The sequence below is a fragment of the Pelagibius sp. 7325 genome (genome assembly GCF_037652055.1).
Lineage (GTDB): Bacteria > Pseudomonadota > Alphaproteobacteria > Kiloniellales > Kiloniellaceae > Pelagibius.
Genome location: NZ_JBBKAH010000002.1, coordinates 30517 through 43009, shown reverse-complemented (window position 1 = coordinate 43009; position 12493 = coordinate 30517). Strand labels below are relative to the sequence as shown.

Below are 12493 nucleotides of genomic sequence, written 5' to 3'. Positions count from 1 at the left end.
CTTTGGCCAATAACCGGACTTGTGACGGCTGTATCAAAGCCACGAAGAAATGTACTTTTCATAGCCCCAGCGCTCGCTTGAGATCGTTGTGCTCGAAGGCGCTGGCCATGCGGTCAATTTCGGCCGATCGGGCACCAATCGCTCTTGCAGTATCGCGCCAGGTGGCAGTCGCGGCCGCGACCTCTTTGATGATTGTGCGGGCCTGTGTCAGTGTGAGCGCAAAGAACTCTGAAGCTGATTCCAAGAGGTCGAGCGAGCAGGTACCTTCGTCGAGATCAATGTTCGTCGTCAGCACCCGCGCCTTGATATCCGTCGGAACGGGGTTGAGGTCGTAGGCTGGCGAAAGCGACCATCCCGCTTTGCCGAGCCACAGGAAGCCGTGATTGCGCAGGTGGTCGTCGACATTGGAAATCAGCATGTTGAAGGCGACACGCCGGTAGAGGGCATGGGCATCGGTTTTTCCCTGCGCGCCATATTGCGACAGGACGTCGACGATCTCCGGATAGCTGCCGCGGTCGCCATCTTTGGCGCCCATCATCGCCATCGCTGATAGGAAAGGAATGCGGATCTGGCCATTGCGATCGAAGCGCCGCGATAACAAGACGGCTTTGCCGGCCACGTCCATCAATTCGTGCTGTGGGGTAGCTATACCGGCCTTGCCGGCTAGCCGCAGCGCTATCTCCTCCCAGGTTTCTATGCTGTAGTCATCGTTCTCCTTCGGAAACTTTGCGATGGAGAGGTGACCATGCTGGTCAACAACCGATGCCTTTGGCCGCGCGCCGCCGAGAGAGGAACCGGGTGCGAAGATGAGTTGGAGATCTTCGTCCGTTTCTTCGTTCCGGAGAATGCGCTCGGTGATTTGGAGAAGCCGCCCAAGTTCAATAAGGACGGGCACTCCGGCGCGGGTTGGCGCTTGGAAGGTCTGCTCTGCGATCCAGCGGAAGCGGAGGGCGCCAAGCCGCGTTTCGTCGGCGACGCCGAGTAAGTAGTCGCTCTCCGCGAGAGTTCGAACAGCACGACCTTCTCGGTCGGCAAGGCGGCGTTCAGCACGCTGCATGAGGCGGCGGCCCCAGGTGTCAGGGGCAGAGTCGCCGATGGAGCCGAAAGTCGCCAGTCCGGCCGGAGGAGCGAAGGCGCCGCGGGTCAGTGTGAGGGCAGGCTCGAGAGAGAACCGATCGGGGTCTTCCAGCCATGCGGTGTCATACTCGAATAGGATGGTTTCCGTGCCCCGGACGTGATTTCTCCTCGCCAGTCCGACCAGGCGCGTGCGTCCGTCCAGATCGATGTGGACCTCGAAATCAGCCATCGTGGGACTATCCAGTTGGCCGTTTGAGGTGGGCATGCTTGGGCAGTTCGGCGCTGGCCAGCGCCTGCCCGACGCTGTCGTTACTGATGTCGGCGACCTTGCTGAGGCCGTCGAGTAGCCCGAGCGCCTGGAGGACCCCGGCATAGATGCCGATGCTGACGTTAGTGTCACCGGCTTCGACTTTCTGCAGGGTCGAGCGGGACGTGAAGGCGCGCTCCGCCACGACCGCCATTGGTAGCCGACGACGTCTGCGGGCGTCATGGATGTCCGCGCCGAGTTTGCGCAGGGCGCGTCGCACGGCGGCGGGAGGCTTATGTGGAGTTGGCATTTGTCACCTTCGCACTTCATATTCCGAAAATATGTAGCGCGAAGGTGACAATTTTACCAGAGATTTTGGCCGGATGCCAATGGTTGGGGGGGGGAATTAATCCTATTATTCCATTTGTCAGAGACGGGGATGCAATCGGTGCAAGTCGACGTGTTGTTGTGTGCCGGATGGTATGTTGGGCCCCGTACGGCCACCGCTTGGATGCCGGGGTGCTATAATACCGGCAGCAGGTGGCGGCGGGCCCCGGTATTGAGGGAAAGCCCCCGGCCGGAAGCCCGGACCTTGAAGGCCGCCAGGACAGGAGCGACGCCGTGACGGATTCGATTGCCGGCCCCGGGGAAGAGCTCGCGGCTCTGCTGAAAGCGCAGGGGATGCAGGTCTCCGTGGGAGAGTTTGTCCGGCTCGTCGGCGAGTCCATCCATCGTCAGCGCAGGGCGCTGCGCCCCGGAGGATCCTCTCCAGAGGGAAGCTTCATGGGGAGGGCGATCACTGACTATTTGGCGCTCGTCGCGCGGTCGCTCAGGGTCCGCGAGGCGGCTATGCGTCTCAGGGTTGACGAGAGCACCGTCCGCCGAAGGATCAGGCGCCGGGACCTCTACGGATTTCGCTCGCAGGGGCACTGGCTGCTGCCACGGTTCCAGTTCAGCGGAACCGGGACGCTGCCGGGTCTGGCGACAGCCCTGAAGGATCTCGACGGCGGGGCCCATGCTCTTTCTGTCCACCGGTTCTTCGTGACACCCCGACGTGATCTGGTGGCCGGCCAAGAAGACGAGGCCGTGTCTCCCCGGCAGTGGTTGCTGCGCGGTGAAAGCCCGGAAGCCGTCAGGAAACTCAGTGCGGCCATAGAGCCGCAGATCTGCACGGTCCGGGATCGCTGACGAAGCTGGTCTCTTCGAGCGTGGTAGGCAGCCTCGCCAATCGCAGCTACCCACGCCAGGACCAGCGCTCCCAGCTGAGAAGGCAGACACGGCGTTTGCTGGGTCGTGACCTCTGCTTGGTGGAAGAGGGCCAGAATGCTCATTTCCGCTGGAGACTGCCGGCCGAGACGGAGATGTGCGATCTCCGGGAAGCCATCGGGGCCTTATCGGACTAGCGCCGGCGGGCTGCCCTATGTTTTGCTGACCGCATTTGCGGTCGCTTTACGAAAGAACGATCACCCGGAACTGATTGAGCCATTCTCGCCGAGCCCATGACCAGCGATCTCAACATATATCGCAGCGCCAAGGTGTTGATCGACCAGCACGGAAAAGGCGCCCACGAAGAGGCTGAGAGGCGCGCTGAAAGCTTGGCGGTCAAGAGAGAGGCGGCGGGGGCCGCAGTCTGGAAACCTATTGCGACGGCCCTCCAGGAAATCCAGAGGACTGCGCCGCCGGCGGGTACGGCTGCCAGCTAGCCGACAGAAACATAGATCCACTCGACGCCTGGCATCTCAGGCCAAGAAGCAGATGTCCGCCTTGCTTCGACAGAGGATATTGAAGGCGCGCGCCGAGCATGTCTGCAGGGACCTTCTTAGCGGACTTTGGCTGAAGACCAGTGGAAGTCGGCTCGTGACCCAAGGCGTACTTTAAGTCGACACAACTGAAACGCGGCGATCTAAACAAGTGAGTGGCACTGAATCCGGGGCAGGTCAGGGAGGGGCGCCACAATCCTTTCGGGCAAGAATATGAAGCCCCTGCTCAAGCTCGGTATTCTGACTACCCGCTCCACTCCTCCCAAATGCCCCATCCTTCGGCGATACTCGCCATTCTGACCTCTGCTTTTCATCGCTTCGCTCGCATCGGGAGCGACTCGATCACGGATTTAAAACAGCACTGTTGGAGTATGCCCGTCTGCTGAGTCAACTCTGGGGGGAGCGGGACCTGTCCTCAGCGCTGGTCGGGGGATCTGCGGTGCCGGCACCCAGAACAAAGTGAAATGTTGAGCCCCGTGGTACGTTAGGCACGACCCACAGCATGCCGTCGTGCGCTTCAACGATCGAACGGCAGATCGATAGGCCCATTCCCATCCCGCCAGACTTCGTGGTGAAGAATGAATCGAATATCCGCTGCGCGTCCTTCGGGTCGATTCCTACGCCTGTGTCGGAAACCGAGATCTCCACACTGCCCTCATCGAGAAGACGGGAATTCACGGAGAGAACGCGAACGCCATCCACGGCCGTCATTGCCTCGACCGTGTTCGTAATCAGATTGAGAAGCACCTGCTGCAACTGTGTTCGATCTGCCATTAGGCGTAGCGGCAGTTCACTTCGAGCAACTTTGGCCAGAATGCGGTGCCTTCTCAGATCATCCTCAAGTAGTGTGATGGCCTCCTCAATTAGATTGCCGACGTCCAGGGGAACTCTCACGCGGGCGTCCTTACGGAAGTTCGCCCGGATACTCTCGATCACCTCAGCCGCACGATGCCCATCCGCGGCGACTCGCATGAACGCCGCTTTTGCCTTGTCGATGTCGGGAACCGTTCGGTCAAGCCAGCGAAGGCCGGCATCACATCTCGTTGTCATGGCCGCAAGGGGCTGCTTGACCTCGTGCGCAATTGTCGCGGCAACGGCATCGCCCGTTATCAGCCGGGCATCGCGCTCCCGGCGTTGAGCATCAATCGCGCGCTGCAGCCTAATGCGCTCATGCTGCAGCATCGCGTTCGAATGACTGAGGCCCGCGTACAGCCGTGCCATTTCTGCAAGCAAAACGATCATTACCACGGTGGCTGTCACAAGCTGATAGAAGCGGCCAGCATACCATGCAAGATTGTAGCGGCCGGTGCTCAAGAGGGAGACCAGGACGACCTCGAGCACAAGCGCACACAAGGCGACAATAAGCCACTGGTCGAGCAACGAACGCTGGCGCCGCCACATCAACCACAGAGCGATAGAGCTCAGCGCCAGGATCACCATCACGCCGATGAAGCTACGAAACTCACTGAGAGGACGGACGTCTACAAATGTTATCAGTGGCAGATCTTCATACTGCGTAACGAACCAGAACAATCCTATGACGAGGGCCAGAACGCCCGCGATGCTAAAGCTGATGGCTCGGCCCGTGAAGCGGGGGTCGGCCACACGGTTCGTGTCTTTGAGTAGGGCATAACCAATGACAGCCAGGGGCAGCCCTACATGCCAAAACCTGTAGAGCCAGACAGCGGATTCCAATCCCCCGCCTGAGAAGTCAATCGGCGTGAACGCCCCCGGAAACGTTAGTGCATGTGCAACTACTATCAGCCCGCTGAACAGATAGCCGCTCGCAATCACCAGGAGGGCCCACTGACGCAAAATCGAAAACTGAGCAAAGAGTAGAGCGGCGGTCACGCAGTCACTGACAAGCAGGGCCGCGGCAAGAGTGGGTATAAACGCGTGAACTTCGGGCAGCTTTAAGGCCGCAAACGGCCATGTGCCTAGAAGAATGACGAGCAAGACCAGCAGGAAAGCGCGCACCAGGCGGCGCTGACCCGGAGTTGGGCGTATGTTTGCCAGAACCTGCGGCTCGGTGTCTGGCGCCAACGCTGCGTCCTTGCTTTCTGACATTGATGGCAGTATCCGTTCCCGATGTCGAATAGTTGATCTCGTGAGAATCCGGGAAGGGGGTGACAATCAAATTTCTGCAGCCGTGCTAAAGTGTGAGCGGATTACCCCTCTCAGAAGCTCAGGCCTTGAGAGCCTTTTCGAGACAGTCGATCAAAGCCTCCGTTTTGAACGGTTTTCGAAGGAGACAGATTGCGCCGTTGGTCGCCGCACGAGCGTCGATGCTCACATCTGAACGTGCGGTGACCATCACTACGGGAACCCCGCAGCGTCGCCCCGTGAGCAGTCGGCCAAGATCGAGCCCGCTCATGCCTGACATGTGAATGTCAGTTATGACACAGTTGCACTCCGCGTCCGCTTCCCACGTTATGAAGTCCTCCGCGGAGGCAAATCCGCGTGCCCCGAAGCCTAGTGAACAAAGACTCTCGACAAGAGCCATCCTGAACGATTCGTCATCGTCGATGACTGCGATCAGGAACTCGCTCACCGCACAGCTTCCTTTCTGGGATATGGGCGAAGGGGAACCGTGGCGCCTAGAATCCTAGCACGGGGCGACGGCAATAGAAACTATGCGCAAGCAAGACATTCAGTTTGAACTAAAGACGAACGGGATCCCAACGCCTCAAAATTCTAACTCAATCTCCGGATCCGCTTAAGAGGGAACAGTCCTCGCAAAATGCGTCATATGAGCCCAAGTTAGCGAGAGGTCGGGCCCGCCCCGCTGCCGCTGCATGCTTCTGGGGTGAATGAAGGGTGGACCCGCTGATCCGACACCGGAAGGCAATTAAATCTATCGCGCAGAACGCGCGTAAACTCGGGCAACTTATCAAGGTTCCAGATTTGTTCTTGTCCTCTTCGTAGCTTGGCAGCTCGCGCCGTCGCTGCAACGGCCTTTTGGGTTCAGGCGCCGAAACTTGCGAAAAGTCAGAGGCTTGAGTCCGTCACGGACAGTAACCCGTGCGGAGGGGACTGTGCCGGGACAGGCTCAAGCAAACCCGAGGGAGATACATGAGAGCTGCGCCCTTCGGGAGAGGCAGAGCAGTGGAGAACGGCTTTGCCGAGCGATGGCGCCGCACCCGTGCCGTTGGAGAAGACGGCGAAGATTTCGTCATCCGCACTCTTTGGCCCCGCACCTGCGAGCAGGACTGGTGCGGCCGTTTCGAATTTCTCTGGAGACAAGGACAGCAGCGATGATAACGGATCTCTGCAATGCTCGGTGATAGCGAACAGAATTGAGCCAGCAGTTTTCCCTTGTCGGACGCTAGGGCTTTGGACTGCGTGAGATCTGGCACTATTTGAATATAAGGTTATCGGCTTCCCTGATCGCCTCTTCCGTACTTGCCTCTGGTCCGACGTTCAGGCGGCAGATCGCGCCTTGAGCCGCAGCCGGTTAAGGCGGCGACGGCGATTGCGAGGGAGCCGGAAAGGAAATGCCGGAGGATAGAGCGTCGAGGGAGCAACGACGGCGAGCTCTGAGCTCCTTCTAAGGGGAGAATCATGGTCAGCTGTTCCTTTCAGGTGTCCACAGAGAGATGTACGGCTTGGGAGCGTCAGCAGTCGGGGACCGCCGATCCTCTTCAATCAATTGCTCAGGCTGCGGCCTCGCATCGCGTGAAGTCCGCGGCATGAAGCGTCACGAAATCGTGCAGGCTAGTGGGTGTGCGGCCGGTGAGCCTGATGTAGTCGTCGGTCATACGGTCATAACGACCTTGTTGGTGCAGTTCAGCCATCGTCGTGAGGTGGTTGAGGAGGTGCGCGGGTACGCCTGCTTGCCACAGCTTCGATCTCCACGCGTCGACGGGCAGGTCGCGATAGCGGATCGTACGGCCGAGCGCCGCGGAGAACACCTGCGCGTAGTGATCCAGGCCAGCGGACTCGAAGCCGGTCAGGTTGTAGCTACGACCGATGTGCGGCGCCGGGTCGTCGAGGATAATCGCGGCCGCGCGTGCCACGTCGGCAGCCGAGATCGGCGAGGTCTTGCCATTGCCCAGCGGCAGCGCCAACTCGTCGGTCTCGCGAATATCGGCGGCGGCCAGGCGCAGGAAGAACCCCTCCATGAAGACCGTCGGCCGCAGGGTAACGACCGGCAGCCCCGACCACGCCAATGCCTGCTCGGCAAGCCAGTGCAGCTTATGCTGCGGGCTATCGGTAGTCTCGGTGATGCTCATCTGCGTGACAGTCATCTGCGACATGTTCACGAAGGCCTGGATGCCGTGGTGGCGTGCCACAGAGGCGGCATTTACCGTGGCTTTCAGATAGTCCGGCGAGACCGACATGCCGAAGTAGATGCGCCGACAGCCTTCAATGGCGCGGTGCATCGAGGCGAGGTCGGTGAGGTCACCCTGCACGACCTCTGCACCGAGCTGTCGTAGAACTTCCGCGCGCCCATCCTCCCGCCGTACCAGGGCCCGTACCCTGTGCCCCTTCTCCAGCAGCAGGGTGGTGAGGGTGCGACCGACGGCGCCGATATCGCCTGCCGCCCCGGTCACTAGGATTGGTCTCCTGTGGCTGGATGCCATAGCATGTCTCCTCACTCGGCGATCGCGAGCAGCGGCTTGCCTTTTTCGACGATGTAGGTTGCGAGCTCTGCCGCCCTGCCGCTGCCGACGTTCTTCACGGCATGGACACCGCCGTAAGGGATGAACAGCACCTCGCCGGCCTTCACCGTCACCGGCGGCTGACCGTCGATCCGATACTCCAGCACGCCTTCGACGACGTAGACGAGTTCTTCGCCTGGGTGTGAATGCCGCGGCGCGGCCGCTCCGGGGGCAAACTCGACCAGGACCTGTATCACCTCTCGACCGGGGGCACTGAGCTCATGGCGCATCAGGTCAGTGCGTTCCGTCCCGGACAGCTGCTCCGAAGCAGCGGGAGCAACCCAAGCGCCCGCTACAATCACCGCTGCGGCCGCAAGTTTTCGACTCGTTCTCATGACGCTTCCCTTTCATTTGCAGAGAGATGACTTTTTGCGAGACGTCGGGCGATCCTGAAGAAGATCGCCAAGCCCAGGCCGAAGACGGCATGCAGAACGATGCCCAGCTGTATGCCACCGGCGGTGAAGCCACCGCCAACCGGGATGCCTTTCAGCGGGAACACGACAAACCACAACACCAGGAGCGGCAAGAGTCCGAAGATGACACCGCCGGCCAACCAACCGACCTTCGCCGTCAGGCGGCGTTCAATCGCGGCGTAGGCGATGCCCCAGAGGCCGCCGAAGAACGCCGCAGAGAGCGTTTGCGGTACACCGAAGGGCGGCACTGGCGCCATACTCCAGGGCGCGAAGGGCACGGGCGCCCCGGCGAGGTGGTAGAGGGCGATGGTCCCGCTGGAGAAGACCAATACGGAGAGGAAACCGGCGGCGAAGCCGGTGGCGAGGCGCTGAGGGGTTCTGGTAGACATCGGAATCTCCATAGCCCGGAATTATCCGTCGGACGACATGCGGAGAATTGAAGGAAAATGCCTAAATTGGCTTCTGGCCTGCAGGGAGATCAGGCTAGTTCGACCGCTACTCTGCTATACATCGCTTTCGGCTGTGCCCCTTGACGAGCGGCATGGCGGTCAGGTTGCGGGCGCCGGCACCGATGTTGACGAATGGGCATGTCACCAGGATCGAGCTTTTCAGTGCTGACTCGACTATCACAGCGCTTAGGGATTGGTCCCGAGGAGGCTCAAGTATTGGCGCTTAAAGGATCTCGATAGCTCTCGGTTCGTCGACACCCGTGCGGAGCGCGACAACTTTTGACCGCGCTGTGGGTTCATGGAGAGGCGGCGCAGAAGTCCGGTCGACCAGGAGGCGCAGCACTTCGGGGCGGCTGTAGTGGCCACCCGCATCCATCAGCCTCTTGCGGCATTCGATCTGAGCGAAGTCCAGGTCCGCGATCGCCTCACCTTCGCCGCCGTTGAGAGGCCCGCAATGGATCTGGCCGTCCGGACTTATAATGGCTGTAAAGCACCCGCCCGAAATCGGTCCAACGGAGCAGTTCGTGTCCCTCATAATCTGAGACTGCTGCTTGGCATCGAGCCATGCTGAAGCGCAGACGACAAAGCAAGCTCCTTCCAGAGCGTGCTGGCGGATATTCATTTCCGATTGCTCGGCAAACAGCGGGCCGGCCACTGATCCGGGGTATAGCGCCGAGTGGATCTGCTCGCCATCGGCTAATAGCGCGTAGCGAGCGAGTGGCAGATTGTGCTCCGCACCGGCGAGCTGTCCTATACGACCAACGGCGCTGTCGACTGTACAGAGTCCCGTTGCGTCACCTTGTCCCCAGATCATGCGCTCATGATAGGCTGGGGTGATCTTGCGACGACGCTGGATAAGTGTCCCGTCTGAGTCGAATAAGAGCTGTGTACTGTAGAGCGAGCGCCCCTCGCGCTCGTTTACGCCGACCGATACGACCATGCCGGCCGCCTTGGCAGCCTCGCTGATTGCGCGGGTTTCGGCAGACGGGATCAACACCGACTGTTCGAGCAATCGCTGATGCTCCTTTTCGAGAGCGTAGGCCGGCTGCACGAATGAGAAGTATGGGTAGTAGGGAACCACGGCCTCAGGAAAGGTGACGAACTGCACGCCCTGTCTCGCCAAGATGCCTATCTTCTTCACTATCTTCTCGACGGTACCCTGCCGGCTGTACAGAACAGGGTTAAGCTGCATAGCAGCTGCTCTAACGAGCGTACTCACTTTGCTTTGCCCTCCAGTGTGAAGAGCGGCCGTGGCGAGGTTCGCAACTTTCGTCGAATGAGTACGAAGCCAGTCCTGAGGAGGATTGCCGACCCAATCCCGAAGACCGCATGAAATCCTAACTCGATCAGCATCATCGAAGAATGGAAACCACCCCCAATACCGAGATTCTTCAGAGGCAGTACGACAAACCAGTATACGCTTAGCGGAGCGAGGCCGAAAACCAACCCACCCAATACCCAGCCAAGGCGAGCCGTGAGTCGTGGCTCGAGTAGAGCATAAGCTACGCCCCAGAGGCCGGCCCAGAATCCCAGAGAAAGGCTCTTCGGCAGGTCGAATGGCGGCACAGGTGCGAGGCTCCAGGGCAGCGACGGTATGACATGCGCGGCATACAGGACAGAGCCGAATGCGCCCTGGAAGAGAAGGTATGAGAGAGAGCCGGCGAGGAAGCCGAGGGATAGACGTGTCGAGAGTGAGGCCATGCATACCTCCTTTATAAGGCACCAAGCACCAATTAGTCGGCCGAACCACAACCACTGTCGCGGCGGCACCGTCTCTTAGGAGAGCGCCTGCCCGCGGGAATCACACCAGTAGCGAGGCTTCTCGAGGGTGACCGACCTTGCCGCCATGCTCCGTTTGCCGGCTAGCTCCCAGCAGGACTCCAGTCAGTCAGGGTCCGGGAGCACTAGCTGCCGCTCGCCGCGATCGACAACAAAGATCGCGAGCAGTTTCGCCGGCTCTGTCTCGCTGGCGTTGCGGGATACTCGGTGGTGCGCGCCGGGCTCCTCAAACCAACTTTCGCCTGCTCGGTAGACATGTGGAGTTTCGTCGTTGACCGCGCTGACAATCTCGCCCGAGAGAACGTAGGCATAGATGAACGCCGACTGCGCATGCCTGTGTGACGGACTAGCCCCGCCGGGTTGGTACACCACCTCCAGGGCTATAAGTGATTTCCCGCGGATGTTTGGTATCTCACGCTCGAAGACGGGAGTGACCGTCTCCTGAAGTGCGGGCGAGCCTTCTGCGTAGACAGGGCTTGAGGCGACGGCAAGAACGACTGCCCCGGCAGTAAATATGGCACGTATCATGGCGAATGCTCCTCGTACCGGTTGGCTATTGCTTTGCCGCAGCCGGCGTCGCACGGAAACTGACGGCCATTCGGTTGTAGGCATTCATGAGTCCGATCGCGATCGTCAGGTCGGCGAGCTGCTTTTGGTCGAACACGGCGGTGGCGGCCTCATAGTCAGAGTCAGGCACACCCGTCTCGGTGATAAGCGTTACTGTCTCGGCCCAGGCGAGTGCTGCGCGCTCGATCTGATCGAACAACGGGCCTCCTTCGCGCCAGGCTGGGACAAGAATGAGCTTCTCGACGGATACTCCCGCATTCAGAAGGTCCCGCGAATGCATGTCGATGCAGTAGGCGCAGCCATTGATTTGCGAGATTCGAAGATACACCAGGTCAATCAAGGCTTTCGGTAGCCCGCTCTGACTGATATGGCCATAAACACTGCCGAGCGCCTTCACACCGGCCGGTGTCGCTGCGTTGTAATCCATGCGTGGGGCCATCTGAACATCTCCTAGATAAAAGATGGGTCTCGCGATCTGGGGACTGCACGGTCTGACCGCCGAGAGGAATCAGTCCTTCCCCCGATTTCGGTTCCGCGATAAGCACGTCAGCAAGCACCATAAGCACACCGAGTGCTGGTTGATCCGGCCCGGATTAGCGCTTCAGGATTGGATATCCCCGAACGTACAGGAGGTCGTCCTCGCGTGCCGGCTCGTGACACCCAAGGCAGTCTTCCTGATAATCGGTCGTGACTGTTGTTTGGGTTTCCGATCCCTCATAGAAAGCCCAGCCCCAGCCATCGCCCCAGAGCGGGGAAGTGCCGGCATAGCGATCAGCCTCGTCCTTGACCATGACGAAGCGTCCTATGAGCGTGTCGGCATAACTTGCAGTGCCGGTAGTCAGCGTTTCGGTTCGCGTGACAAAGACATCCTTGACCAACACGGTCCCGTCTGGAAACACTCCCGTTTTGAGGTAAGCATCCACACTCTCCGGCGGTGTATAGACAATGTGGAATTCCTTGGCGCCCTCTTCAGGGTCATCGGCAAGAAGAGAGAAGGTACCGAGCTGGACCCAGTCCCGGCGATAGTCGACACTCGGCACGTGCAATCGTGCATTCGCCTCAGGGGGAGAGGCAACGATTGCTGAGTTTGACTGCGCAAGGGCTGCGGTGATGGCGAGAACGCCAAGAAGCAACAAGGACACAAGGAATAGAGCTCTCATGATATCACCAAGGTCGGTGTGTTGCTGGGGAGGTCCGGATCGAGGCGCAGAGTGCCAGTTTCATGCGGTGTCGGATCTGCCGTGGCGCCGAAATGGGCGACAGGTTAGAGGGGTGGTATCGGTGTGATGCTTTGAGGCGCTTCAACCGCGGCAGCAAAGGGCAGAGTGCGAGCGCGCTGAAGAGCGCCGCCGGAGCAGGGTGTTGTTCCCGCTGCGAGCGCCATCCGAAAGGGATCGAGTCGAGGGTGAAGTATTGCATGCCGCCATTGTTTCGTGGCCGCAGGTCCGTTTGATATGAAGAATCGCGCAGATTTGATCCTTCATGCGGCTAATTTCATCCAGCGCTCCCCTGATGTCGTTGCGGCGAAACTTATGCTCGC

Annotated in this window: 12 protein-coding genes; 1 reads left to right on the top strand and 11 read right to left on the bottom strand. The window is 59.9% G+C overall.

Annotated features, from left to right (window positions below; all coding sequences use genetic code 11):
* Window positions 1–58: 58 nt before the first annotated feature.
* Both WDC82_RS02105 and WDC82_RS02100 read right to left on the bottom strand, forming a co-directional pair.
* Window positions 59–1306, bottom strand: a complete 1248-nt coding sequence (locus tag WDC82_RS02105; protein ID WP_340115600.1) for a HipA domain-containing protein — start codon at window positions 1304–1306, stop codon at window positions 59–61.
* Between the two features lie 7 nt (window positions 1307–1313).
* Complete coding sequence (locus tag WDC82_RS02100; RefSeq protein ID WP_340115599.1) at window positions 1314–1634, bottom strand: helix-turn-helix transcriptional regulator; 321 nt, start codon at window positions 1632–1634, stop codon at window positions 1314–1316.
* A gap of 311 nt (window positions 1635–1945) precedes the next feature.
* Between WDC82_RS02100 and WDC82_RS02095 the strand changes: the two genes are divergently transcribed.
* A complete protein-coding gene (locus WDC82_RS02095; RefSeq protein WP_340115598.1) occupies window positions 1946–2512 on the top strand; it encodes a hypothetical protein in 567 nt (188 codons plus the stop codon).
* A 959-nt stretch (window positions 2513–3471) separates the two neighbouring features.
* Here WDC82_RS02095 and WDC82_RS02090 read toward each other — a convergent pair.
* The 9 genes from WDC82_RS02090 to WDC82_RS02050 all read right to left on the bottom strand — a co-directional run bounded on the left by WDC82_RS02090 (window position 3472) and on the right by WDC82_RS02050 (window position 12095).
* The gene (locus WDC82_RS02090; protein ID WP_340115597.1) at window positions 3472–5151 is read right to left on the bottom strand and encodes an MASE4 domain-containing protein; all 1680 of its coding nucleotides are present in this window, start codon (window positions 5149–5151) and stop codon (window positions 3472–3474) included.
* A 118-nt stretch (window positions 5152–5269) separates the two neighbouring features.
* Entirely contained in the window at window positions 5270–5635 is a 366-nt protein-coding gene (locus WDC82_RS02085; protein WP_340115596.1) for a response regulator, read from the bottom strand.
* Between the two features lie 1102 nt (window positions 5636–6737).
* The gene (locus WDC82_RS02080) at window positions 6738–7637 is read right to left on the bottom strand and encodes an NAD(P)H-binding protein (RefSeq protein ID WP_340115595.1); all 900 of its coding nucleotides are present in this window, start codon (window positions 7635–7637) and stop codon (window positions 6738–6740) included.
* A 41-nt stretch (window positions 7638–7678) separates the two neighbouring features.
* Complete coding sequence (locus WDC82_RS02075; protein WP_340115594.1) at window positions 7679–7942, bottom strand: cupin domain-containing protein; 264 nt, start codon at window positions 7940–7942, stop codon at window positions 7679–7681.
* Window positions 7943–8076: 134 nt separating this feature from the next.
* Window positions 8077–8547 (bottom strand): hypothetical protein, encoded by a 471-nt coding sequence (locus WDC82_RS02070; RefSeq protein ID WP_340115593.1) that lies wholly within the window; start codon window positions 8545–8547, stop codon window positions 8077–8079.
* Between the two features lie 283 nt (window positions 8548–8830).
* Entirely contained in the window at window positions 8831–9799 is a 969-nt protein-coding gene (locus WDC82_RS02065) for a carbon-nitrogen hydrolase family protein (RefSeq protein WP_340115592.1), read from the bottom strand.
* Between the two features lie 692 nt (window positions 9800–10491).
* Window positions 10492–10914 carry a cupin domain-containing protein gene (locus WDC82_RS02060; RefSeq protein ID WP_340115591.1) on the bottom strand — a complete coding sequence of 141 codons (423 nt, stop codon included), beginning with the start codon at window positions 10912–10914 and terminating at the stop codon, window positions 10492–10494.
* Between the two features lie 25 nt (window positions 10915–10939).
* Window positions 10940–11392: a carboxymuconolactone decarboxylase family protein gene (locus WDC82_RS02055; protein ID WP_340115590.1), complete on the bottom strand. Its 453-nt coding sequence runs from the start codon at window positions 11390–11392 to the stop codon at window positions 10940–10942.
* Between the two features lie 154 nt (window positions 11393–11546).
* Window positions 11547–12095 carry a cytochrome P460 family protein gene (locus WDC82_RS02050; RefSeq protein ID WP_340115589.1) on the bottom strand — a complete coding sequence of 183 codons (549 nt, stop codon included), beginning with the start codon at window positions 12093–12095 and terminating at the stop codon, window positions 11547–11549.
* Between the last annotated feature and the right edge of the window lie 398 nt (window positions 12096–12493).

Bases quoted from the DNA above. Each gene is read 5' to 3' on its own strand.
- WDC82_RS02065 (WP_340115592.1), bottom strand. From the start codon at position 9,799: ATGCAGCTTAACCCTGTTCTGTACAGCCGGCAGGGTACCGTCGAGAAG.
- WDC82_RS02055 (WP_340115590.1), bottom strand. From the start codon at position 11,392: ATGGCCCCACGCATGGATTACAACGCAGCGACACCGGCCGGTGTGAAG.
- WDC82_RS02090 (WP_340115597.1), bottom strand. From the start codon at position 5,151: ATGTCAGAAAGCAAGGACGCAGCGTTGGCGCCAGACACCGAGCCGCAG.
- WDC82_RS02060 (WP_340115591.1), bottom strand. From the start codon at position 10,914: ATGATACGTGCCATATTTACTGCCGGGGCAGTCGTTCTTGCCGTCGCC.
- WDC82_RS02105 (WP_340115600.1), bottom strand. From the start codon at position 1,306: ATGGCTGATTTCGAGGTCCACATCGATCTGGACGGACGCACGCGCCTG.
- WDC82_RS02070 (WP_340115593.1), bottom strand. From the start codon at position 8,547: ATGTCTACCAGAACCCCTCAGCGCCTCGCCACCGGCTTCGCCGCCGGT.
- WDC82_RS02100 (WP_340115599.1), bottom strand. From the start codon at position 1,634: ATGCCAACTCCACATAAGCCTCCCGCCGCCGTGCGACGCGCCCTGCGC.